The organism is Micromonospora sp. NBC_00858, assembly GCF_045207365.1.
In the GTDB taxonomy this organism is placed as follows: Bacteria; Actinomycetota; Actinomycetes; order Mycobacteriales; family Micromonosporaceae; genus Micromonospora.
In genome coordinates, this window is record NZ_CP108828.1 from 3,984,145 (window position 1) to 4,006,851 (window position 22,707).

21 protein-coding genes are annotated in these 22,707 nt (G+C 73.6%); 10 read left to right on the top strand and 11 right to left on the bottom strand.

Annotated elements, in window-relative coordinates:
- The first annotated feature begins 6 nt into the window (after window positions 1-6).
- The 3 genes from OG990_RS18580 (at window position 7) to OG990_RS18590 (ending at window position 3,300) form a co-directional block, all read left to right on the top strand.
- A complete protein-coding gene (locus OG990_RS18580) occupies window positions 7-1,638 on the top strand; it encodes a RecQ family ATP-dependent DNA helicase (protein WP_406076412.1) in 1,632 nt (543 codons plus the stop codon).
- Window positions 1,639-1,743: 105 nt separating this feature from the next.
- Window positions 1,744-2,736 (top strand): IS481 family transposase, encoded by a 993-nt coding sequence (locus tag OG990_RS18585; protein ID WP_406076414.1) that lies wholly within the window; start codon window positions 1,744-1,746, stop codon window positions 2,734-2,736.
- A 60-nt stretch (window positions 2,737-2,796) separates the two neighbouring features.
- Window positions 2,797-3,300: a hypothetical protein gene (locus tag OG990_RS18590; RefSeq protein WP_406076416.1), complete on the top strand. Its 504-nt coding sequence runs from the start codon at window positions 2,797-2,799 to the stop codon at window positions 3,298-3,300.
- Window positions 3,301-3,390: 90 nt separating this feature from the next.
- Here the strand turns inward: OG990_RS18590 and OG990_RS18595 are convergent, their stop codons facing one another.
- Complete coding sequence (locus tag OG990_RS18595) at window positions 3,391-5,022, bottom strand: MFS transporter (protein WP_406076418.1); 1,632 nt, start codon at window positions 5,020-5,022, stop codon at window positions 3,391-3,393.
- 81 nt (window positions 5,023-5,103) lie between these two features.
- Between OG990_RS18595 and OG990_RS18600 the strand changes: the two genes are divergently transcribed.
- Window positions 5,104-5,865, top strand: coding sequence for a TetR/AcrR family transcriptional regulator (locus OG990_RS18600; protein ID WP_406076420.1), 762 nt, complete (start codon window positions 5,104-5,106; stop codon window positions 5,863-5,865).
- Window positions 5,866-5,875: 10 nt separating this feature from the next.
- Entirely contained in the window at window positions 5,876-6,910 is a 1,035-nt protein-coding gene (locus tag OG990_RS18605) for a helix-turn-helix domain-containing protein (protein ID WP_406076422.1), read from the top strand.
- Window positions 6,911-7,072: 162 nt separating this feature from the next.
- On the opposite strand, the gene OG990_RS18610 is transcribed toward OG990_RS18605, so the two are convergent.
- From OG990_RS18610 to OG990_RS18645, 8 genes are read right to left on the bottom strand one after another with little or no spacing between them, the layout of a single operon-like run.
- Window positions 7,073-8,056: a DNA topoisomerase IB gene (locus tag OG990_RS18610; protein WP_386991885.1), complete on the bottom strand. Its 984-nt coding sequence runs from the start codon at window positions 8,054-8,056 to the stop codon at window positions 7,073-7,075.
- Window positions 8,040-8,993, bottom strand: coding sequence for a glycosyltransferase family 9 protein (locus OG990_RS18615; RefSeq protein ID WP_406076424.1), 954 nt, complete (start codon window positions 8,991-8,993; stop codon window positions 8,040-8,042). Before OG990_RS18615 ends, OG990_RS18610 begins: the two co-directional genes overlap by 17 nt.
- Entirely contained in the window at window positions 8,990-9,694 is a 705-nt protein-coding gene (locus tag OG990_RS18620) for an SDR family oxidoreductase (protein WP_406076425.1), read from the bottom strand. Before OG990_RS18620 ends, OG990_RS18615 begins: the two co-directional genes overlap by 4 nt.
- Entirely contained in the window at window positions 9,691-11,202 is a 1,512-nt protein-coding gene (locus OG990_RS18625) for a PfkB family carbohydrate kinase (protein ID WP_406076428.1), read from the bottom strand. The genes OG990_RS18620 and OG990_RS18625 overlap by 4 nt, the downstream gene beginning before the upstream one ends.
- Window positions 11,203-11,218: 16 nt before the next feature.
- A complete protein-coding gene (locus tag OG990_RS18630) occupies window positions 11,219-11,920 on the bottom strand; it encodes an SIS domain-containing protein (RefSeq protein WP_406081815.1) in 702 nt (233 codons plus the stop codon).
- Complete coding sequence (locus OG990_RS18635) at window positions 11,917-13,134, bottom strand: glycosyltransferase (protein WP_406076429.1); 1,218 nt, start codon at window positions 13,132-13,134, stop codon at window positions 11,917-11,919. The genes OG990_RS18630 and OG990_RS18635 overlap by 4 nt, the downstream gene beginning before the upstream one ends.
- The gene (locus tag OG990_RS18640) at window positions 13,119-14,093 is read right to left on the bottom strand and encodes a glycosyltransferase (protein WP_406076431.1); all 975 of its coding nucleotides are present in this window, start codon (window positions 14,091-14,093) and stop codon (window positions 13,119-13,121) included. The genes OG990_RS18635 and OG990_RS18640 overlap by 16 nt, the downstream gene beginning before the upstream one ends.
- Window positions 14,090-15,769 (bottom strand): HAD-IIIA family hydrolase, encoded by a 1,680-nt coding sequence (locus OG990_RS18645; protein ID WP_406076432.1) that lies wholly within the window; start codon window positions 15,767-15,769, stop codon window positions 14,090-14,092. Before OG990_RS18645 ends, OG990_RS18640 begins: the two co-directional genes overlap by 4 nt.
- Before the next feature lie 166 nt (window positions 15,770-15,935).
- Between OG990_RS18645 and OG990_RS18650 the strand changes: the two genes are divergently transcribed.
- Both OG990_RS18650 and OG990_RS18655 read left to right on the top strand, forming a co-directional pair.
- Window positions 15,936-16,382, top strand: a complete 447-nt coding sequence (locus OG990_RS18650; RefSeq protein ID WP_406076435.1) for an SRPBCC family protein — start codon at window positions 15,936-15,938, stop codon at window positions 16,380-16,382.
- A 213-nt stretch (window positions 16,383-16,595) separates the two neighbouring features.
- Entirely contained in the window at window positions 16,596-17,363 is a 768-nt protein-coding gene (locus OG990_RS18655; RefSeq protein WP_328425859.1) for a polyprenol monophosphomannose synthase, read from the top strand.
- Between the two features lie 57 nt (window positions 17,364-17,420).
- Here the strand turns inward: OG990_RS18655 and OG990_RS18660 are convergent, their stop codons facing one another.
- Window positions 17,421-19,028, bottom strand: a complete 1,608-nt coding sequence (locus tag OG990_RS18660) for a phytoene desaturase family protein (protein WP_406076437.1) — start codon at window positions 19,026-19,028, stop codon at window positions 17,421-17,423.
- Window positions 19,029-19,100: 72 nt separating this feature from the next.
- Here OG990_RS18660 and OG990_RS18665 point away from each other — a divergent pair, with 72 nt between their 5' ends.
- Window positions 19,101-20,534 (top strand): aldehyde dehydrogenase family protein, encoded by a 1,434-nt coding sequence (locus tag OG990_RS18665; RefSeq protein WP_386991901.1) that lies wholly within the window; start codon window positions 19,101-19,103, stop codon window positions 20,532-20,534.
- 87 nt (window positions 20,535-20,621) lie between these two features.
- On the opposite strand, the gene OG990_RS18670 is transcribed toward OG990_RS18665, so the two are convergent.
- Window positions 20,622-21,023, bottom strand: a complete 402-nt coding sequence (locus tag OG990_RS18670; protein WP_328425853.1) for a ChaB family protein — start codon at window positions 21,021-21,023, stop codon at window positions 20,622-20,624.
- 167 nt (window positions 21,024-21,190) lie between these two features.
- Here OG990_RS18670 and OG990_RS18675 point away from each other — a divergent pair, with 167 nt between their 5' ends.
- Window positions 21,191-22,171 (top strand): YihY/virulence factor BrkB family protein, encoded by a 981-nt coding sequence (locus OG990_RS18675; protein ID WP_355609978.1) that lies wholly within the window; start codon window positions 21,191-21,193, stop codon window positions 22,169-22,171.
- Between the two features lie 101 nt (window positions 22,172-22,272).
- Window positions 22,273-22,689, top strand: coding sequence for a DUF2795 domain-containing protein (locus OG990_RS18680; protein ID WP_328425849.1), 417 nt, complete (start codon window positions 22,273-22,275; stop codon window positions 22,687-22,689).
- Window positions 22,690-22,707: the final 18 nt, after the last annotated feature.

The window sequence follows — 22,707 nt, forward strand, 5'->3', positions numbered from 1 at the left end:
CCCTCGATGAAGCTGTCCACGCACTCGATGACGTTGCGCCGCGCGGCACGGAGCCTCTTCGGCTGGACCGCGTTGCGGCCCAACCAACTGGCGGCCATGCGCGCGGTGATGAAGCGACGCGACGCCCTGGTCGTGCTGCCCACGGGCGCCGGCAAGTCCGCCATCTACCAGATCCCGGCCAGCCTGATCCCCGGCCCCACCGTGGTGATCTCCCCGCTGCTGGCTCTCCAGCAGGACCAGATCGCGGCCCTCAACGAGCGCCAGCGTCCGGAGCTGCGGGCGGTGCGGATCAGCTCGAACGAGTCGGCCGCCCAGCAGGCCGAGGCGATCAACGAGATTCGCGAGGGCCGGGCGGAGTTCCTGTTCATCACCCCGGAGCAGCTGAGCAACCCCGATCGGATGGCCGAGGTGGCCGCACTCAAGCCGGCGCTGGTGGCGATCGACGAGGCGCACTGCATCTCGGCCTGGGGGCACGACTTCCGTCCCGACTACCTGGCGCTCGGGCACCTCATCGAGGGCATCGGGCGGCCACCGGTGGTCGCGCTGACCGCCACCGCGTCCCCGCCGGTACGCGACGACATCATCGCCCGGCTGCGGCTGCACAAGCCGGAGGTGGTGGTCTCCGGGCTGGACCGGCCCAACCTGTTCCTGGAGGTGGCGCACTGCCCCACCGAGGACTACCGGTGGCGGCGCCTGGTCGCGCTGCTGCGTGACGATGAACGGCCGGGAATCATCTACGTGCCGACCCGCCGCGCCGCCGAGGAGCTGGCCACCCGGTTGACCGACGCCGGCTTCCCGGCGCAGTGCTACCACGGCGGAATGGCCGCCGGGGCGCGCTCCGAGCTGCACGAGGCGTTCCTCGCCGACCAGGTGCCGATCATGGTGGCCACCTCGGCGTTCGGGATGGGCATCGACAAGCCCAACATCGCCTGGGTGGTGCACATGGCGCTGCCCGACTCGCCGGACAGCTACTTCCAGGAGATCGGCCGGTCCGGGCGCGACGGGCAGCCGGCCCGGGTGCTGCTGCTCTGGCAGGCCGAGGACGTGGGCCTGCAACGGTTCTTCAGCGGTGGCCTGCCCGACGAGAACGAGCTGCGCGACCTGGCCGCGCTGCTGCGCCGTGAGCCGGCCACCAAGACCGAGCTGCGCGAGGCCACCGGCCTCGGGCCGCGCAAGCTGGGCCAGTACATCTCCCTGCTGGAGCAGGCCGGGGCGGCCGAGCCGCGGGCCCGGCAACGCATCGGTGCCCCTCGCTACTCCCCCACCCCGGTCGACGCCGCCGCGGCGGCGCTGGCCGAGGCGGAGCGGCAGCAGACCGTGACGCGGTCCCGCACCGACATGATGCGGGCCTTCGCCGAGACCAGCGCCTGCCGGGGGCAGACCCTGCTGGCGTACTTCGGCGAGCAGATGACCCAGGTCTGCGGGCACTGCGACAACTGCCACGCCGGCACCAGCGTCGCCGACCAGGGGGCGGTCGGGCCGTTCGGGGTGCACAGTCAGGTGCGCCACCCGGAGTGGGGGCACGGCATGGTGCTCGGGTACGAGGAGGACAAGATGACGGTTCTCTTCGACGAGGTCGGGTACAAGACGCTGTCGGTGCGCGTGGTGTCCGAACAGGGCCTGCTGACCCTGGACTAGCTGTACTGACCACAGACGTTGGTGACGGGTAGATCTTGAAAAAGGTGAGGGCCTTCGGGTTCGGTGTGGATTGCGACGTCCTACCCCGAACCTGCGGAGGCCCTCATGCCCCACCGTAATGCACCGTTGTCCGAGACTGGCAGGCTGCGCCTGGCCCGCTGCGTGGTCGAGGAACGGTGGCCACTACGCCGGGCCGCGGAACGTTTCCAGGTCTCACCCACCACCGCGAAACGCTGGGCCGATCGATATCGCACCGACGGGCCGGCGGGTATGACCGACCGTTCCTCACGCCCGCACCACAGCCCGGCCCGGACCTCGCAACGCACCGAACGGCGTGTCGTCAAGGTCCGGACCCTGCGCCGGTGGGGTCCGGCCCGCATCGCGTTCCTGCTCGGGCTGAACCCGGCCACCGTGCACCGGGTCCTGACCCGCTACCGCCTCGCCCGGCTCACCCACCTCGACCGGGCCACCGGCCGGATGATCCGCCGCTACGAGCACGAACACCCCGGCGACCTGGTGCACGTCGACATCAAGAAACTGGGCAACATCCCTGACGGCGGCGGCCACCGCGTGCTCGGACGCCATGCCGGCACCCGCAACCGCTCGGCCATGCCCGGCGTCACCCGCGTGCGACGTGGCGAGCCCCGGCTCGGCTACCACTACCTGCACAACGCCGTGGACGACCACTCCCGCCTGGCCTATACCGAAATCCTGCCCGACGAGACCAAGGAAACCGCCACCGCCTTCTGGTCACGCGCCCACACCTGGTTCACCGCCCAGGGCATCACCGTCACACGAGTGCTGACCGACAACGGCTCCTGTTACCGATCCCAACTCTGGCGCGACACCCTCACCACAGCCGGGATCACCCACAAACGCACACGGCCCTACCGACCCCAGACCAACGGGAAAGTCGAACGCTACAACCGCACCATGCTCGATGAATGGGCCTACGCACGCCCCTACCGCACCGAAACCGAACGCCGTGAAGCCCTGCCCGCCTGGCTGCACACCTACAATCACCACCGCGGACACACCGCACTCGGCGGCCTACCACCCACCAGCCGCGTCCCCAACCTCTCGGGTCAGTACAACTAGCCTGACCGGGCACCGGGCCAACCGATTGACCAAGCAGAGCAGGGTGGAAGGGGCGTTGCCGTGATCGAGCAGCCGGCGTACACCGGTTTCGGTTTCTCCGACGAGGAGTGGGGGCTGCTGGTCGGCCTACCGCAGTCGGTGCTGACCGCGGCGAGCGCCGCCGAGTCCGACGGCACCCGCCGGACCATGGCGGAGAACGCGGCCGGACTGGAGACCATCGCCGCTGGCCGGGAGTCGGCCAGCCCGCTGGTCGCTGCTGTGGCCGGCGAGATCGTGACCCGGGTCGGCGACCCGGAGACCGGCGAGGAGTTGCCGGTCATCGCGCCCGCCGACCCGCGGACGATGATCGACGACGTGCTGCTGCGGGCCGGCCAGGCCGCCGCGTTGCTGGCCGCGCGGGTCGACGAGGGTGCGGCCGGGGCGTACAAGCACTGGCTGGTGAAGATCGCCGAGCAGGTGGTGGGCGCCGCTTCCAGCGGCGGGCTGCTCGGCCTCGGCGGCGAGTCGGTCAGCGACTCCGAGCGGCGCTTCCGCGACCGGCTCGCGCACGTACTCACCGACTGACCGACGACCCACCCGACAACAGCCAACCGGGCGGCCGCCCGGTGGTCCCCCGCACGGGCGGACCACCGGGCGGCCGCTCTGCTCCGCCGGTCACGACGCCGTCGGACCACCCGGACCGGTCGGGGTCGGCGTCCGCTGCACCGCCGTCCCGGCCGCAACCGGCGGGGCCGGGACCGGGTCGGCGGCCAGCACGGCGGGGTCGCCCGGCCGGGCTCCGCGCAGCGCGACCAGCGCGGTCACCGCGCCCAGCAGCATCGCCACCATGGCGGCGATCGCGGCGAGGTGCAGCCCGTCGGTGAACGCCAGCCGGGCGGCGTGCAGCACCGCGTCGCCAAGCTCGGCCGGCAGCCCGTCGGCCACCGCCAGCGCACCGCCCAGCGTTTCCCGGGCCGCGTCGCGGGCATCCCCCGGCAGCCCGGCGGGCAGGCCGTCGAGGACCTCGCGCCGGTAGACCGCGGCACCCACGCTGCCCAGGATCGCCATCCCCAGCGCGCCGCCCAACTCGCTGCTGGACTCGGTCAGCGCCGAGGCGACACCGGCCTGCTCCGGCGGCGCCGCGCCGAGCACCAGTTCGGTGACCAGCGACATCACCATGACCAGCCCGGCGGCGTAGATGCTGGCGCCGACCAGCAGCAGCCAGAGCGGCGACTCCGGGGTGACCCGGGTGAGCACCACGAAGCCGACCACGGCGATCCCGAAACCCGTCCCGATCAGGTACGCCCGCTCGATGCGCTGGGCGAGCGCGGCGGCGGCCGGGGCGATTCCGCCCACCGCCAGCGACGGCACCAGGCTCCACAGTGCCGCCCGCAGCGGGCTCAGGCCGAGCACCGACTGGAGGTGCTGGGTGGTGAAGATGGCGAAGCCGACCAGGGCGAACATCGCCAGCAGGTTGACCGCGAGCGACCCGGCGAAGCCCCGACGGCGAAACAGCGCCAGGTCGATCATCGGGTACGCCCGGGTCCGCTGCCGGTGCAGGAACAGCGCCCCGACCAGCAGGCCGGCGACGATGGCCAGCACCCGAGCGGCAGTGACGCCGTCCCGGGCCATCTCCTTGATGCCGTAGATCACCGGCAGCAGCGCGCCGAGCGACAGCACCGCGCTGACCAGGTCGAACCGCCCGGCCGTCGGGTTGCGGAACTCGGGCACCAGGACCGGGGCGAGCAGGAGCAGCAGCAGCATCGCCGGAATGTTGATCAGGAAGATCGAGCCCCACCAGAAGTGCTCCAGCAGGATGCCGCTGAGCACCGGACCGATCGCGATGCCGCCGGTGAGCGTGGCGGTCCAGATGCCGATCGCGGTGCCACGCTGCTTGGCGTCGTGGAACATGTTGCGCACCAGGGCGAGCGTGGAGGGCATCAGGGTCGCCCCGCCCACGCCCAGCACGGCGCGCGCGGCGATCAGGGTGGCGGCGCTGTCGGCGTACGCGGCCAGCAGGGACGCCGCCCCGAACGCGGCGGCGCCGATCAGCAGCAGTCGGCGCCGGCCGATCCGGTCGCCCAGGGCGCCCATGGTGATCAGTAGCCCGGCCAGCACGAAGCCGTAGATGTCGAAGATCCAGAGCTGCTGGGTGCCGGTGGGGCGCAGTTCCTCGCTGATGAACGGGACGGCGAAGTAGAGCACCGACACGTCCATCGAGACCAGGAGCAGCGGCAGCATCAGCACCGTGAACCCGATCCACTCCCGCCGGCCCGCGCGCGGTGCCGGTGCGGTCGTCGCTGTCATGGGAAGACTCCTTCTGCGTATGACGTACGCTGTTATGCGTAGACCATACGCAGAACTAGGATGGCGAGGCAAGGAGGAAATGTGGCGGCAAAGACAGACGACAGCGGCCCGGTGATCCCGCCGGCCATCGAGAGCGCCTGGGGGCTGCGCGAGCGGCCTCCCAAGGGGCCCCGACCCGGGCTGACCGTGAGCGGCATCGTGGACGCCGCCGTACGGGTGGCCGACGCCGATGGGCTGGCGGCCGTCTCGATGAGCCGAGTGGCCAAGGAGTTGGGCGCCGCCACCATGGCCCTCTACCGGTACGTCGGCTCCAAGGACGAGCTGCTGATGCTCATGGTGGACGCCGGGTACGGCCCGCCGCCCGGTCCCGCCGCACCGGACGCCGACTGGCGTGCCGGACTCACCCGCTGGGCCTGGGCCGAGCACGACGTGCTGCGGCGGCGGCCCTGGCTGCTGCACGTGCCGATCACCGGCCCGCCGATCACCCCCCAGACGCTCGGCTGGATGGAGGATGGGCTGCGCTGCCTCGACGGCACTTCGCTGGCCGAGGGCGAGCAGATGTCGACACTGCTGCTGATCACCGGGTACGTCCGTAACGAGGCCACCCTCACCACGCAGATCGCCGAGGGTAGCCGGGCCGCCGGCATGAAGCCGGGCGAGATGATGCCGGCGTACGGCCGGATGCTCAGTCGACTCATCGACCCGGCCCGCTTCCCGGCGCTGCACCGGGTGCTGACCTCGGGCGTGCTGCACCAGGACGACGACCTGGACGAGGAGTTCACCTTCGGCCTCGACCGGATCCTCGACGGCATCGAGGCCCTGATCCGGCGGCGAGCGGTCTGAGGGGCGCCGGATGCTGCACCGGGACACCATCGACACCACCGTCCTGCCGCCGGGTGAGCGGTTCGGGATGTGGCTCGACCTGGTCGCGCGCACCTCGGCGCCGCTGCGGATCCAGTCCGCGCACACCGACGACTTCGCCGCCCGCGCCGACTTCATCGACCTCGGCCCGATCCAGTTGGTCGAGTACCAGTACCCGTCGCTGGACGCCACCCGCACCCGCAAGCTGGTCCGTCGCTCCGACCCGGAGTTGTACGTGCTGGCCCTCACCACCGGCGGCGTCGGCACGTCCAGTCAGGACGGTCGCCACAGCGAGATCCAGGCCGGCGAGTTCACCTTCTACGACGCCTCCCGCCCGCACGACGTCTGTCACCACGCGACCGAGCCGGAACGGGACCAGGCCACCTCGATCATCACGCTGATTCCGCACGCCGCGCTGCCGCTGCCGCCGCAGCGGATGGCCGCGCTCTACGGCGGCCGGATGTCCGGCAGCGAGGGGATCGGGGCGCTGCTGGCGCAGTTCCTGCTCCAGGTCACCGGGCACCCCGAGCAGTACCACGCCGCCGACGCCAGCCGGCTCGGCGCGGTGGGGCTGGACCTGGCCATCACCATGCTCGGACGGCACCTGCTCGCCGAGGACGAGGTGCCCACCGAGGTACGCCGCCGCGCGCTGGTCACCCAGGTGCAGGCGTACGTCCACCGCCACCTCGGCGACGCGGCACTCAGCCCGCAGGCCGTCGCGGACGCCCACCACATCTCGCTGCGCTCGCTGCACCGACTGTTCGAGGGCGAGGAGTCCACCGTGGCGTCGTACATCCGGGACCTGCGGCTGGCGCGGTGCCGGCGCGACCTCACCGACCCGGCGCTGCGTACCCAGTCCGTGCAGACCATCGCCGCGCGCTGGGGGTTTCCCGACAAGGCCCACTTCAGCCGGGTGTTCCGGGGCGCCTACGGGCTGAGCCCGCAGGCGTACCGCGAGGGCCATCCGGATCCGGCGCGGATCGTCAACCGCCCGGCGTCCACGGTCAACTCGTCGCGGGCAGACTGAGAGGCAGTGTGGCCGACCCGAGCTCCTGGTCGGCCGCCAACGGGGGCCGTGGCGAGGCGCCCGCCGCCATGCCGCGGCGGGCGGCCGCCCGGTGTCACCTCCGCTCGAGAAGCCGAGACCCCGGTCCCGTCGCTCTCTCCCCAGGAATGTCGGCGGGGCCGGTCAGGCCTTCTCCAGCAGCTCCAACACGACCCGTTCGGCCTCCTCCCGCGGTGCCCGCGGATCCACCGGCGCCACCATCCCGTCGTGGTAGAGGTCGACCACCCGGGGGTCCACATAGGATGCACGCGCCACCGTGGGGGTGTTCCCCAACAAGTCGGCCACCGCGCGCATCACCGCGACCACGGCCTTGCGCCGGGCGGTCATCGAGCGCGCAGGGCCGACGGTGGCCAGCTCGGTGGCGGCGAGCACGGTGGCGTGCCAGGTGCGGAAATCCTTGGCCGTCATCTCCCCGCCGCTGGCATCGCGCAGGTAGCCGTTGACCTCGTCGCTGCGCACGTCGCGCCACTCCCGACCGTCCCAGTAGCCGAACAGCCGGTCCGCCTCCCGTCGGCGACGGCGCAGGTTGGTCAGCACCTGGCACAGCTCCGGGTCCTCGATCCGGCGCACCTGCTCGATGCCGCCCTTCGCGGGGAACTCGAAGACCACACAGCCGCCTCGGGTCCGGGCGTGCTCCGGGCGCAGGGTGGACACGCCGAACGTCGGCTCGTCGCCGGCCGCGTACTGGTCGCTGCCGACCCGGAACATTCCCATGTCCAACAGCCGGGCCACGGTGGCCAGCACCCGGTCCCGACCCAACCCCCGGCCGTCCAGGTCGCGCCCCACGCGCTCGCGCAACACCGGCAGCCGCCGGGCCACCTCCAGCATGTGGTCGAACTTCGCCTCGTCCTGCTTCTCCCGCCACAGCGGGTGGTACACGTACTGCTTGCGCCCGGCCGCGTCGACGCCGGTCGCCTGGATGTGCCCGTTCGGGTACGGCGAGATCCAGACGCCCTGCCAGGCCGGCGGGATGACCAGCTCGCGCAGTCGGGCCAGGACGTCGGGGTCCTTGACCGGGGCGCCGGCCGGGTCGACGAAGAGCCACCCCTTGCCGCGCCGTCGACGGCCGTATCCGGGCCGACCCGGATCACTACGCCGCAACCGCACCGGAGACCCGTACCACCCGTTCCACCTCAGCCACGGCGGCCAACACCTCGTCGAGGTGCACGGCCGCCAAGGTCGGATGGCTCCCCACCCCGTCCCACCTCGGCCGGTCCCCCTCGCCGGCCCACAGCACCCGGTGCCGGGGCCGGTCCGGCGGCGGCCCCCAGTGGTCCGGCGGCACCGGCCCGAAGAGCACCACCGAGGCCGTGCCGTAGCCGGTGGCCAGGTGGGCCACACCGGTGTCCCCACTGACCACCAGTCGGGCGTCGGCTACCAGCGCGGCCAGCGCGCCGAGGTCGGTCCGGCCGGCCAGCACGGCGGTGGGCGGCAGGCCGGCCGCGTCGGCCACCCGGGCGGCCAGCGGTCGTTCGTCGGCCGATCCGGTGAGCAGCACCCGGTGCCCCCGGTCGGTGAGCGCCCGGGCCAGCGCGGCGAACCGCTCGGCGGGCCAGCGCTTGGCGGGAATCTTGCTGCCGGGATGCAGCACGGTGGCGCCGGTGGGCAGCCCGGCCGGCACGGGCCGGCGCAGCGCGAGGTCCCCGGGGTCGGCCGGGATCCCGTACCAGGACAGCAGCCGGCACCACCGATCCACCTCGTGCTCGTCGGCGACCCACCGCGGGCCGGCGACGAAACCGGCGTCCCGGTTGGCGAAGGCGAGCAGCCGCTTGGGTCGGGCGGCGGCGAGCAGCCGGTGCGACTGCGGGCCGCGCCCGTGCAGGTTCACCGCGACCTCCGGAGCCGGGCCGGGCCACGCCGGCCGATCCAACCCGGCGGTGTCGACCAGGTGGTCGACGCCGCCGACCAGGTCGACCAGCGGGGCCAGCCAGGCGGGCGCGGCGAGCGCCAACTCCCGATCGGGGTACGCGGCGCGCAGCGCCCGCAGTGCCGGCACCGCCGTGACGAGGTCGCCGACGCCGAGGGCGCGCAGGACGAGGATCACGGGTACGAGGTCTCCTGCTCGGCGCAGACCACCAGTTCGCGTACCGCGCAGCCGGAGGGCTGGCTGAGGGCGAACATGATGGCGGCGGCGGTGTCGGCGGGATCGTTGAGGATGGCATCCGCCCCTGGCTTGTACTGCGGGTCGCGCTCGTCGAAGAAGGCAGTCCGCATTCCGCCCGGGATGAGCAGGGTGACGCCGACCTGTCCGGCGAGTTCGGCGGCGAGTGCGCGGGTGAAGCCGACCACGCCGAACTTCGCCGCGCAGTACGCGGTGGCGTCACTGACCGCCTTCACGCCCAGCGTCGAGGCGACGGTGACGATGCGGCCCCGGGAGATCTGTAGGAACGGCAGGGCGGCCCGGATCACCGCGGCGGTGGCCAGCAGGTCCACGGCGATGATCCGGTCCCAGGTCTCCCCCGGCACGTCGGCGAGCCGGCCCGGCACGTCGATGCCGGCGGCGGTGACCACCGCGTCCACGCCACCGGCCTGCTCGGCGATGTGCCGGGTGGCCACCTCGGCGGCCCGGGTGTCGGCCAGGTCGCACTCGGTCCAGGACACCCCGTCGTCGGCCGGCGGCCGCCGGTCCAGCACGAGTGGCCGGCCACCGGAGGCGGCCACCGCGGCGACCACCGCTGCACCGAGCCCGCTGGAGCCGCCGGTGACCAGCACGGTGGGCCCGGCACCGGGTGACGGGGCGGTCATCGCGTCCGCTCCCCGCCGGGCGTGGCCGACGACGGCGCGGAGAACCGGTCCTGCTCCGCCGGTTGGCCGACGGCGCAGCACGCGCCGGTGGCGTGCCCGGAGCGGGCGATCATGTCGGTGGTGGACCGGCCGTCCAGGTACGGCACCACCACCGTGTGACCGCCCCACCGGCGCAGGACCTCCGCCTCGGGCAGCGTCGCGGCGTCTCCACCGCCGGTGGCGTAGTCCCCGCCCTTGACCCAGATGTCCGGGCGCAGCCAGGACAGCGCCGCGTCCGGGGTCGACTCGTCGAAGATCATGACCGCATCCACACAGCTCAGCGCGGCCAGCAACCGGCTGCGGTCGCCCTCGGACATCACCGGCCGCTCCGGCCCCTTCAACCCGGCCACGCTGGCGTCGGAGTTGACGCAGACGATCAGGCAGTCGCCGAGCTGCCGGGCGGCCTGCAGGGTGGCAACGTGCCCGGCGTGCAGCAGGTCGAAGCAGCCGCCGGTGGCCACCACCGTGCCGCCGGAGGCGCGCACGTCGGCGAGCAGCGTGGCGACCGCCGCGACACCCACCCGGTCACCACCCGAGCCGACCACGCCGGTGCTCACCGGGCCGCCTCTCGTTCCCGGCTGCGGCAGTGCCGCGGCCACTCCCCCACCGGCCACGTACGCGGACGCCTCGGCGACCGCGGCCTGCACCGCCTCGGAGACCAGCGCGCCCTGAGCCAGCGCGAGACTGGCGGCGGCCGCGAACCGGTCGCCGGCCCCGCAGGTGTCCCCCTCGGCGCTGCCCGGAGTGGGCACCACCAGCGGCGTCGATCCGGCGTGACAGAGCAGCGCGCCGTCCCCGCCCAGGGTCACCGCGACCGCGCCGGCCCGCCAGCGCCGGCGCAGCCCCTGCGCGCCCCGGGAGGCGGTCGCCAACCGGGACGCCCCGGGCAGGGTGGGAACCAGCTCGCGTACCTCCGACTCGTTCGGTGTGGCCAGGTGCACGCCGGGCACCGCGGCCGGTCCGCGCGGGTGCGGGTCCCACACCACCGGCGCGCGGGTGGCGGCCAGCGCGGCGCGCAGCGCGGGCTGCCGCGCCACCCCCCGGCCGTAGTCGCTGACCAGCACCGCCGATGCCGCGCCGATCACCCGCAGCACCTCGTCGGAGGGCTGGCCCGGTTCGCCGGGCGCGACGCCGCGGTCGTGGCGCAGCAGCACCCGGCCTCGGGCCCGCAGCCGGATCTTCTCCGGCGTCGCGCCGGCCAGGGCCAGCGGATACACCTGCACCCCGGCGGCGGCGAGCAGCGAGCTCAGCCGGGCGCCGCCAGCGTCGTCGGCGAGCGCGGTCACCAGCACCACCTCGGCGCCCTGTGCGGCCGCGAAGACCGCCGCCAGGCCGGCGCCACCGGGCCGGTCGATGGCCGAGGTCTCGTCGAGCACCGGCACCGGGGAGTCCGGGCAGAGGCGGTTCACCACCCCTTCCACGTCCCGGTCGAGCAGGGTGTCCCCGATTACCACCACGGGTCCCCTCACGCTTGCCTCCTCATCCTCACGCGTCGACCTGCTGTCCGGTCCCGCCGTCGAGCACCACCTCGACCCCGGTACGCACCGGCCCGGATGGGAGCCGACCGGCCGGGGCGGGCTCGGCCGGCGCGGGCTGGGTGGACGCGGCCAGCGCGGCGGGCAGTTCCTGTTCGACGTACTCGCAGAGCAGGTGGCTGGTGACCAGGTGCAGTTCCTGGACGACCTGGGTATCGGGGGACCCGACGGCGAGCACGTCGTCGCAGGCGCCGGCGAGGGGGTTGGGGGCGGGCCCGGTGAGCGCCCAGGTGACCAGGCCGGCGTCGCGGCCGGCATGGGCGGCGGTGAGGAGGTTGGCACTGGTGCCGCTGGTGCTGAGGAGCAGGAGGATGTCGCCGGGTCGGCCGTGGGCGCGGACCTGGCGGGCGTAGACGTCGGTGTAGCCGTAGTCGTTGGCGATGGCGGTGAGGGCGCTGGTTTCGGCGTGCAGGGCGATGGCGGAGAGCGGTTGGCGGTCGTGGTGGAGTTTGCCGACGAGTTCGGCGGTGAGGTGCTGGGCCTCGGCGGCGCTGCCGCCGTTGCCGGCGACCAGCAACCGCCCGCCGGCGGCCAGCCGGCGCGCCAACTGCGCACCCCAACGCGCGAGCTGTGGCTCGCACCCCCGATAGGGCGCCAGCGCCGCGGCGAGATTCGTCAGGTGGGAGTCGAGCAGGGTGCCCGCCGGCATCAGGCCACCACCCGGGTCGGCCGACGCACCGCGGCCACCTCGCCGTAGACCTCCGCCAGCCGCTCGGCGGTGACCGCCCACGAGTACCGCGACCGGACCCGCTCGCGGGCTGCGGTGGCGTACGAGAAACGCCGGATCCGGTCGTTTAGCAGCCGCTGGATCGCGGCGGCCAGGGCGCGCGGGTCCCGGGCCGGTACGAGAAGACCGGTCGTCCCGTCGACCACGGTGTCGCGAATCCCGCCCACGGCGGTGCCGACGACCGGCACCCCGCAGGCCATCGCCTCCAGTGGGGTCAACCCGAACGGCTCGTACCAGGGGGCGGCGACCAGCAGGTCCGCGGAGCGGTACCAGCGGCCCATCTCCTCCCGGGGAACCGCGCCGACCAGCCGTACCCGGTCGGCCACCCCGCACGACTCGGCCAGCGCCCGCAACCGCCGGGCGTACGGGTCGGTCTCCAGCAGCCCCTCGGGTGGGCCGCCGACCACCACGCACTCGGCGTTCGGGACCAGCTCCATCGCACGGACCACCGTCTGGAAGCCCTTGCGCTCGACCAGCCGACCCACAGTCAGGATCCGGGCCTGACCGGGCTCGCGGTCCGCCGCCGGCCCGAACGGCGAGAACGTGGTGAGGTTGACCCCGGAGGGAACGACGGTCATCCGAGACCGGGGCACCCCCATCCGGACCAGCTCGCCGACCTCGTCGCGGCACTGCGCGACCACCCGGTCGACCGAGCGGCCCAACTCCCGCTCGTAGGACACCCGCCGGGCCGGGCTGGTGTCCTGCACGCCCTGGTAGCGGCGCTTCACGGTGCCCAGCGCGTGGTACGTCTGCACCACCGGCACCCCGGTCTGCCGACCGGCGGTCAGCGCGGCCAGGCCACTCATCCAGAAGTGCGCGTGGATCACCTCGGGCACCCAGTCCCCGCCCCGCCACCGCTCGATGAGCCAACGGCTGAACTCCCGCATGTGCGGCAACAGCGCGTCCTTGGCCACCGGCTCGGCCGGGCCGGCCGGTACGTGCACCACGTCGTACCCGTCCGGGCTGCGGACGGTCACCGGCAGGTCGAGCGCGTCACGGCGGGTGTAGACCTTCACCTCGTGCCCGGCGGCGGCGAGTGCGGCGGACAGCTCCGCGACGTGTGTGTTCTGGCCGCCGGCGTCCTCCCCTCCGAGGATGGCGAGCGGGCTGGCGTGCTCCGAGATCATCGCGATCCGCATACTTCCTCCTCCAGCAGCCGGTCCCAGTCAGCGAGGAAACGGTCGAGGCCGTACCTGTCACGCGCGGCGGTCCGTGCCGCCGCGCCGGCCTGACGCGCTGCCGCCGGCTCGGCGATGAACCGACGGGCGGCGTCGAGCAGGGTGTCCATCCGGGTGGCGAGAGCCCCCGCCTCCGGGGGCACGGCCGTCACGGCCTCGGTGGTGGCGAGGGCGACGACGGGCATGCCGATGGACATCGCCTCGATGAGGCTGAGCCCGAGGGAGGTCCAGCGGCACAGGTGCAGGTAGGCGCGGCGTCGGGCCAGTTCGGCGTGCATCTGGTCCTGGGGTACGTCGTCGTGGCTGACGACCCGGTCGGGGCTCAGACCGAGGTGGTCGGCGAGGCCGGTGACGCCCATGCCGTAGACGTCCAGCGGTGCGATCTGGGCGAACTGGGGCAGCAGGTCGGTGCCGGTGACGCGGCCTCGCCGGATGGGTTCGTTGATGACCACGGCGAGTCGGTCCAGCTCGCCGGTGTAGGACACGGTGGGTGCCACGATGCCGTGGTCGACCACTGTGGTGGGGGTGGTGCCGGTGTCCCAGAAGATCTGGTTGAAGCCGGTGACGTGGGCGATGAGCAGGTCGTCGCGGTCGGCCATCGGGTGCCGGGTGTTGGGGACGTCGCCCTTGGGGGTGTTGTGTTCGACGTAGATGGCGGGGACGTCCTGTCCGGGACGGCGGTGCAGCCACTTCTCGGCGAGGTCGACCTCCTCCGGGCGTTGCAGGATGACCAGGTCGACGTCGGTGCCGGGCAGGTCGTCGGGGCTGACCTCGATGGCGGTGCCGGGCCAGGGATAGGTGCGGGCCCGGCCGAGGCCGTAGGGGCCGCGGTCGGGTGTGGTGGGGATCAGGTAGCGGTGGTTGCCGTGCACGAACGACGTGGTCCAGGAGCCGTGCACGTGCCAGAGCAGGACGTTCATCGGCCGCCACCACCGCTGACGGCGAGCACCCGCAGCGCCTCGACCACCTCAGCCGGGTCGACGCCGCTCAGGCACGGGTGCCCGGGGATCGGGCAGCTGGCCGCCCGGGTGTCCCGGCAGGGCGCTCCGGCGTCGCCGAGCCGGACGGTGGGCACCCGGTACGGCCCCCACTGTCCGAACGGGACGGTCGGTGCGAAGAGACTCACCACCGGCACCCCGGCTGCGGCGGCCAGGTGCGCGGGCCCGGTGTTGCCGACCACCACCGCACCGGCGTCGGCGACGATCCCGGCCAGCCCGGCCAGGTCGGTACGGCCACCCAGGTCGGTGCCGCCGGCCGCCGCGACCTGGGCGGTGACCGCACGCTCGTCCGGGCCGCCGGTGACCAGCACCCGGTGCCCCGCGGCGGTCAGCGCCTCGGCGATCTGGGCCGCCAACGCGGGCGGGCAGGCCCGGCTCGACGCGGCCGAGCCGGGGTGCAGCACCACGTAACCGGGGTCACCGAGGCCGGTAGGCCGGGGGACGACGGCGTCCGGCCGGAGCCGGAGCACGGGTTCGTCGTCGGGGGGCAGCCGGTGGCCGGCGGCGGCGGCGAGGGACAGGGCGCGTTCGGGTTCGGGAACGCCGACGGGCACCCGGTGGCGAATGTCCAGTAGCGAGCCCGGATAGTCGTCGCTGATCGCGGCGATCCGGCCGATGCCCGCCATCCGCAGCAGCAACGCCAGCGGCAGTGCGGACTGGTGGAACGAGGTGAATACCACCGCCTGGTCCGCGCCGACCCCCGCGAGACGCGCGGTCAGGCTCCGCATCGCCTCCGGGTCCACCGGCCCCGGCGTCGGGTCGATCCACGGCAGCGGAAACTCGATGATCTCGTGAACTCCGGGCAGCAGGTCCGCCGCGGCGCGTCCCCGTGGCCCGCACAGCAGCACCACCCGCTCCGCGCCGGCCGCCACGGCGCGGATCGCCGGCCCGGTGACCAGCACGTCCCCGGCGGAGTCCGACCGCACCACCAGCGCCGTGTCCACCCGCCCGCCCACTCGATCGGGCACCGAGTGGACCGCCTGCTGGCGGCGCAGGATCTCCGCCACGGCCGACGGCAGATCGGAGGCCACCCAGCCGGCGGCGGCGATCTCCTCCGGTCGGGTCACCGGGGTGGGCACCAGCACACCCGCCGCTCCGGCGGCAAGCGCCGCGGCAACGTCCCGGCCGATGTCGCCCACCATGACGCACCGCGACGCGCTCGTCCCCAACTCCCGGGCGGCGGCGTGCACGAGCCCGGGAGCCGGCTTACGGCAGTCACAGTCGTCGGCGTCGTCGTGCGGACAGATCAACCAGGCGTCGAAGCGACCCAGCAGCTCCTCGACCCGGGCGTGCACCGCGCGCATCTGCTCACCGGTGAAGTAGCCCCGGGCCAGGCCCGACTGGTTCGTCACCACGGCCAACCTCAACCCGGCTGCCCGCAACCGGTCCAACGCCGCCCGCGCGCCCGGCACCGGCCGCACCTTCTCCGGATCACCGTTGTACGGCACATCCTCGATCAGAGTGCCGTCCCGATCCAGCAACACCGCGTCGTACAGGACGGGCCGACGGCCCCCGAGCGGCCCGGAACCGGCCCGGTCAGCACCGGCGTAAACCCGGGCTGACCTGCGCTGATCCGGATCCTCCTGGTCCTGTCGCACAGCCGGCGGGTTCCCTGCGCCCCGAGGAGTAAACGTCACCGTCGAGGCGTCGGCAGGGTGGGGCCAGCGCCGCCGACGGCTGCCCCGACCCGGCCTTACCCGCCGCCCCGGAGAAGCTAACCCGGCGGCTCGTTAGCCTCCGCAGAGGTGCGGGTATGGGATCACGGTGGCGATTGTGGAGAAAGTGATCGAAGCTCCCGCGCAGCAGGTGTTCGATGTGTTGGCCGACGGGTGGACGTACAGCGACTGGGTGGTCGGGACGGCACACGTGCGGGACGTGGACGAGGCCTGGCCCCGGGTGGGCAGCCAGCTGCACCACCGGGCGGGGCCGTGGCCGTTCTCGTTGCAGGACGCCTCGACCGTGCTGGCCTGCGAGCCACCGCACCGGCTCGTGCTGCGGGCCGGTCTCTGGCCGGCCGGCGAGGCGATCGTGACCTTCACCCTGGAACCCGTTGGCGAGGGCGCCACCCGGGTCCGCATCGGCGAGGACTTCGCCGCCGGCCCGCTGCGCTGGGTCCAGAACAAGCTCAACGACCTGGTGCTGCACCTGCGTAACCGCGAGACGCTCAGGCGACTGTCCGACATCGCGACCCGGCAGAAGGGGTCGCAGTGACGCCAGAGCGGCGCGAGCGCCGGCGTGGCGCTGGCCCGCACCGCAGTGGCCCGCCGTCGGCGCTGAACGGCAGCGCCCGCACCCTGCGACACAATGCCCGTACGCAGCGGAGCAACGCCGTCCGCAACGCCCGGAAGGGGAGCCTTTTGAACCTCGATGTGGCAACTGGCTACCCTCTCAGGTAGCCCTGTCCGCAAACCGAGGATGTCCGACATGATCGAGCCCGTGCAGCTCCCGTCACCGTGGCGGGACGCGCGCCTGACCGTCGTGGTGCCCACCTACAACGAGGCGGGCAACCTCCCGGCGTTGGTCGAGCGGCTGCTCGCGCTGCCGCTGCCGGGGCTACGCATCCTCGTCGCCGACGACAACTCCCCCGACGGCACCGGTGAGGTGGCCGACAAGTTGGCCATCGAGCACCCGGATCGGATCGAGGTGGTGCACCGGGCCGGCAAGGAGGGCCTGGGCCGGGCGTACGTGGACGGGATGGGGCGGGCGCTGGAGAGCGGCGCCGAGTACGTGGCGCAGATGGACGCCGACCTGTCCCACCCGCCGGAGGCGCTGCCGGGGATGCTGGGCGCGCTGCTCTCCACCCAGGCCGGCGTGGTGATCGGCTCCCGCTACGTGCCCGGTGGCGAGCTGGACGAGAACTGGCCGCTGTACCGCCGGGCCCTCAGCGGCTGGGCGAACCTCTACGTGCACACCCTGCTGCGGGTGCGGATCCGGGACCTGACCGCCGGCTTCAAGATCTGGCAGGCCGACGCGCTGCGGGACATCGGCCTGGAGCGGGTGCAGTCCAACGGCTACAGCTTCCAGGTGGAGATGCACTACCTGGCCACCAAGCTGGGGCACACCATCCTGGAGGTGCCGATCCGTTTCGAGGAGCGGCGCGACGGTGAGTCCAAGATGACCACCGCGACCAAGGTGGAGAGCGCGCTGATGCCGTTCCGCCTGCGCAGCAAGCACCGCAACATCACCCGCTGACCCGCGCATCCCGCCCTGCGCGTCTGACGGAGGCGGGATGCCGGGTCGGGCGGGCGCTCAGTCCGGGTAGACGGCGCGGTGCGCGGCACCGATGGCGGCGGCGTAGGCGCGGCCGGTGAGCGCGCGGTCCCGGGCCAACGCGGCGCGGGCCGCGTTCGCGCCGGGCGCGCCGTGCACCCCGCCGCCGGGATGCGCCGACGCGCTGGCCAGGAAGAGCCGGTCCACCGGGGTGTCCGCCCGGCCCAGGCCGGGGATCGGGCGCAGGAACAGCTGTTGGTACGCGGCGGCGGTGCCACCGCCGAGCGTGCCGCCGACCAGGCTCGGGTTGCCCTTCTCCAGGTCGGCCGGCCCGGCCACGTGCCGGCCGACGATGAGCTGCCGGAAACCCGGGGCCGCCGCCTCCAGCACGTCCTCCATCCGCTGGACGTGCCCGGCGACGTCCTCGGCCCGCCAGTCCCGGCGGAACGGCAGGTGGGTGTACGACCAGAGCGACTCGGTGCCCGGTGGGGAGTGGCTCGGGTCGGCCACCGACATCTGCCCGAGCAGCAGGAACGGGTCGCGCGGCAGCTCACCGCGGGCCAGTTCACCGGCGTAGCGGGTCAGCCCGTTGAGGTCGGCGCCGAGGTGCACGGTGCCGGCGCCAACGAGCTGCCGGTTCGTCCACGGCACCGGCGCGGAGAGCGCCCAGTCCACCTTCAGCGTCGAGCCGTCCCACCGGAAGTGCGCCAGGTCCTCCACCAGCCGCGACGGCAGCACCGCCGCGCCGACCAGGTCAAGGTAGAGCGCTGGCGCCGGCACGTCGGCGAGTACGGCCCGACGGGCCCGCCACAGCGCGCCGCCCGCGGTACGCACTCCCATCGCCCTGCCCCGGGCGGTGAGCACCCGGTCGACCCGGGCGCCGTAGAGGATCCGCCCGCCGCGCTCCTGTAGCCGGGCCACCAGCGTGTTGGTGATCTGCTGTGCGCCGCCGTCGGGCACCGGCCAGCCGACCTGCTGGCCGAGCATGGCCAGCAGCCACCCGTACACCCCGGAGCCGGCGTCCTCCGGGGACAGGTCGGTGTGCAGGGCGCAGCCGGCCAACAGCGCCGGCCCACCGGGGCCGTCGAAGAGTTCGTCGCCGAGCTTGCGGACCGGCACCACCAGCCGCCGGGCCAGCCGCAGCGCGCCGGCGATCCGCAGCTGGCGCAGCAGGCCGAGTCCACCCCGCACGGGCGGGAACGGCGTGGTGATGGTCTCCAGCATCGGCTCGGCCACCTGGAGCCAGTCGGTGTACGCGTTGAGCCAGCGCTTGCCGTCGCCGGGGGCGAACTGCTCCAGGGAGGCGGCGGTGACGTCCGCGTCCCGGTTGATCACTGCGGCCCGGCCGTCCGGCAGCAGGTGCGCAAGGACGTCCGGCGAGTGCCGCCAGGACAGCCCGTACCGGTCCAGGTCGAGCCCGCGCAGCACCGGCGAGGCGTACCCGAGGGGGTAGAACGAGCTGTAGAGGTCGCTGAGGTAGCCGGGCGCGGTCACTTCGGCGGAGCGGACCGCCCCGCCGGGCACCGCGGTCGCCTCGAGCACCACCACGTCCCACCCGGCGTCCGCCAGCAGGTTGGCCGCGACCAGGCCGTTGTGGCCGGCCCCGACGACGACGGCGTCCGCGCTCTCCGCGGCGGTGGTGGTCATCCGATCCGCCTACCCGACGTGCAACCGGGCGAAACGCGTTTGTCCCGTCGAGGCCGGGGCATCCAGCGCCGCATGTATACGGTTACGCAGCTGGTGGGCGGGGTGTGGGGCGCGGGTGGTGCGGGCGGCGAACTGGTCGTCCATGATCCGGCGGATGGTTCGCCGGTCAGCAAGGCGCCGGTGGCCACGGCCGACGAGGTCGGCAAGGCGGTGGGGGCGGCGCGCGACGCGGCCGCGGAGTGGGCGGCGACCGGGCCGGCCGCACGGGCGGCGGCGCTGCACCGGGCCGCCGACGCGGTGGCAGCGGTCACCGAGGAGCTGGCGGCGGCGGTCACCGCGGAGATGGGCAAGCCGCTGGCGGATGCCCGTGGCGGCGTCGAGGCGGGCGTCAGCACCCTGCGACAGTACGCGGAGCTGGCGCCACTGCGGGGCGGGCGGACGCTGCACGGCGAATCGGACGCGCTGGACTTCATGACCCCGCAGCCGCGCGGGGTGGTGGCCGCGATCACCCCCTGGAACGACCCGGTGGCGGTCTCCTGCGGGCTGCTCGGCGCGGCCCTGGTCACCGGCAACGTGGTGCTCTTCAAGCCCAGCGAACGCACCCCGGCGACGGGCTGGCTGCTGGCCCGCGCGCTGGACCAGGCGCTGCCGGCCGGGGTGCTGTCGTTGCTCACCGGCGGGCCGGAGGTCGGTGCGGAGCTGGCCGGCCAGGAGGTGGACGTGGTCGCGCACGTCGGCTCCACCGCGACCGGGCGGGCGATCGCCGCCGCCACGGCCCGCACCGGCGCGAAGGTGCTGCTGGAGAACGGCGGCAGTGATCCGCTGGTCGTCGACGCGGGTGTCGACGCCGACTGGGCGGCCGGGCAGGCCGCGCTGGGCGCGTTCGCCAACGCGGGGCAGATCTGCGTCGCCGTCGAGCGGATCTACGTGCATCGGGAGGTGGCCGACGACTTCGTGGCGGCGCTGGTGCGGCGGGCCGACGCGCTGCGGGTCGGGCCGGGCCGGGACCCGGGCACCGAGCTGGGCCCGCTGGTCGACCGGCGGCACCGCGACCACGTGCACGGGCAGGTGACGGCGGCGGTGGCGGCCGGCGCGCGCGTGTGTGCCGGCGGGGAGCTGCCGGACGGGCCGGGGTCGTTCTACCCGGCCACCGTGGTCACCGACTGCCGGCACGACATGCCGCTGGTGCGGGAGGAGACGTTCGGGCCGGTCGCCCCGGTGGTGGTGGTCGACTCGTTCGACGAGGCGCTGCGCTGCGCCGCGGATTCCCCGTACGGGCTGGCCGCCACGGTGTTGACCGCGTCGATGAGCCACGCGCAGCGGGCCTGGCGGGAGCTACCGGTGGGCACCGTGAAGATCAATTCAGTGTTCGGCGGCGCACCGGGCGGCGCCGCGCACCCGCGCCGGGCCAGCGGGCAGGGCTTCGGGTACGGCCCGGAGCTGCTGGACGAGTTCACCGCCACGAAGGCGGTGCACATCGAGGCGCCCGGCGGCGGGCACTGGTGAGCGGTACGGGCGGGCGCGGGGATACCGCGTCCGCCCGTACCGCCTCCCTGTGCCGCCGTCGCGGGCCCGCCGCCGGCGTCGCGGCGGTCAGTCGCCGCGCGCCTTGCGGGTGGCCCGGTCGTTGGCCTTCTCGATCGCCGTGACCAGCTCCGGCTTCGTCATGCTGGACCGGCCGGGTACGTCCAGCTTGCGGGCCACCGACATCAGGTGGTCCTTGCTGGCGTTGGCGTCCACCCCACCCGCGGTGGGTGCCCGCCGTTCCGGCCCACCGCCGGCGGCCTGCCGGTCGCTCGGGCCCTTGCGGCCCTTTGGCTCCCAGTGGTCGCCGACCTTCTCGAACTCGTGCTTCACCGCGGCGAAGGCGGTGCGGTGCGACCGCTCCCCCTCGCCGTAGGTCTCCACCGCCGAGTCGTGCGTCTTCTCCCAGGTGCGCTGCGCCTTATCCGGGGAGCGTCGCAGCGTGCTGGGCAAGTCCTCGCGCCCGGGCATCTCGTCCTCCTCCGTGTCGACAGGGTCACTGTGACCGTTCCCCGGTGACCGGGCGGCAAACCCTGCGCGGCGGGCGCCGCGTTTGTCGATTTCCCGGTGTGGGTACCGGCCGGGCCAGGCCCGACCGGATGACCGGTCATCCGACGGCTGGGGCACAGGGAGCGGGCATGACGACCATGGAGCCCGGTACGGCACTCGGCGGTGCACAGGGCACGCCGCTGCCCCGACGGATGCGGCAGCTCAACTGGCGGACCTGGCGTGGGGTGCTGGTCCGCAGCGTCCGCAACTTCGTCACCGACAACTGCTCGGACTGGGCCGCCGCGCTGACCTACTACGGGGTGCTGGCGCTCTTTCCGTCCACCATCATGGTGGTCGCGCTGGTCGGCCTGGTCTCCAACGGCGAGCAGACCGTGGACACGGTGGTCGAGTTGGCCACCCAGATGGGCGCCGGGTCGGTGGTGGCCGACGACAGCATGGTCGAGGTCATCCGGGCGGTGGTGGTCCAGGAGAGCTCGGCGAAGGCGCTGCTCAGCTTCGGTCTGCTCGGCGCGCTCTGGTCGGCGTCGGGCTTCATCGGCGCGTTCACCCGGGCCTCCAACGCCGTCTACGGGGTGCAGGAGGGGCGGCCGGTGTGGAAGCTGCGCCCGTTGCAGATCGGCCTGGCCGCCGTCTCGCTGGTGCTGCTGGCGGTCGTCGCCCTCGGGCTGATCGTCAGCGGTCCGGTGACCGACGCGGTCGGCGACCTGATCAACGCGGGCGGGCTGGCCCGCACGGTGTGGAGCGTGGCCAAGTGGCCGGTGCTCGCGCTGATCATGATGGTGTTGCTGTCACTGCTGTTCTGGATCGCGCCGAACGTTCAGCAGCCCCGGTTCCGCTGGCTCACGCCGGGTGGCGCGGTGGCGCTGGTCGCCTGGGCGGTGGCCTCCTTCGGCTTCGGCCTGTACGTGGCCAACTTCGGCTCGTACGACGCCACCTACGGCAGCCTCGGGGCGATCATCGCGTTCCTGGTCTGGCTCTACCTGTCCAACTCGGCGCTGATGCTGGGGGTGCAGATCAACGCCGAGGTGCAGCGTGGCCGGCAGTTGCAGGCCGGCGACCCCGACCCGGAGGAGCCGGTGCTCCCTCCCCGCCAGCCGGCGGACTCCTGACCACCGGTTCGGGGCCGGGTGTCCGTTCCTGGGCCGGTCCGAGGGCCGGTTCGTGACCCGGTGCCGGTTTACCTGGCGGGGTGCCGGGTAGCGGAGAAGGCATGGAGCGTGGCAACAGCAAGCACGGACCGAGGATCGACGATCAGATGAGCCAGGAGGTCAGCGGCCTCGTACAGGGGCCGGGGACCGGTGGCTCTCGCGTCGACGAGTCGCGGGTGCCGGAGCCGGCCGGCGAGGACCAGCCGGAGACGACCACCGCCCCGGCCGGTGATCTGCGCACCGGCGCGCCCAACGGCATGAGCTCGCAGGACGTCGAGCAGCGCAGTCGGCTCGGACGGTTCATCACGATGAGCGCCCTGCCCGGCGACCGCGCGGCGCTGGTCGCCAACGCGCGGGACAACGATGCGCCGGACGACATCGTGGCGGCGCTGGAACGGCTGCCCGAGGGCACCCGGTACCAGACGATCTCCGAGGTGTGGGCCGCGCTCGGCAACAAGAACGAGACAACCCGCTGGTGACCGGATCGTCCCCCGATC

Bases quoted from the DNA above. Each gene is read 5' to 3' on its own strand.
- OG990_RS18595 (WP_406076418.1), bottom strand. From the start codon at position 5,022: ATGACAGCGACGACCGCACCGGCACCGCGCGCGGGCCGGCGGGAGTGG.
- OG990_RS18665 (WP_386991901.1), top strand. From the start codon at position 19,101: ATGTATACGGTTACGCAGCTGGTGGGCGGGGTGTGGGGCGCGGGTGGT.
- OG990_RS18585 (WP_406076414.1), top strand. From the start codon at position 1,744: ATGCCCCACCGTAATGCACCGTTGTCCGAGACTGGCAGGCTGCGCCTG.
- OG990_RS18670 (WP_328425853.1), bottom strand. From the start codon at position 21,023: ATGCCCGGGCGCGAGGACTTGCCCAGCACGCTGCGACGCTCCCCGGAT.
- OG990_RS18620 (WP_406076425.1), bottom strand. From the start codon at position 9,694: ATGACCGCCCCGTCACCCGGTGCCGGGCCCACCGTGCTGGTCACCGGC.
- OG990_RS18655 (WP_328425859.1), top strand. From the start codon at position 16,596: ATGATCGAGCCCGTGCAGCTCCCGTCACCGTGGCGGGACGCGCGCCTG.
- OG990_RS18675 (WP_355609978.1), top strand. From the start codon at position 21,191: ATGACGACCATGGAGCCCGGTACGGCACTCGGCGGTGCACAGGGCACG.
- OG990_RS18680 (WP_328425849.1), top strand. From the start codon at position 22,273: ATGGAGCGTGGCAACAGCAAGCACGGACCGAGGATCGACGATCAGATG.
- OG990_RS18660 (WP_406076437.1), bottom strand. From the start codon at position 19,028: ATGACCACCACCGCCGCGGAGAGCGCGGACGCCGTCGTCGTCGGGGCC.
- OG990_RS18580 (WP_406076412.1), top strand. From the start codon at position 7: ATGAAGCTGTCCACGCACTCGATGACGTTGCGCCGCGCGGCACGGAGC.
- OG990_RS18640 (WP_406076431.1), bottom strand. From the start codon at position 14,093: ATGAACGTCCTGCTCTGGCACGTGCACGGCTCCTGGACCACGTCGTTC.
- OG990_RS18635 (WP_406076429.1), bottom strand. From the start codon at position 13,134: ATGCGGATCGCGATGATCTCGGAGCACGCCAGCCCGCTCGCCATCCTC.
- OG990_RS18605 (WP_406076422.1), top strand. From the start codon at position 5,876: ATGCTGCACCGGGACACCATCGACACCACCGTCCTGCCGCCGGGTGAG.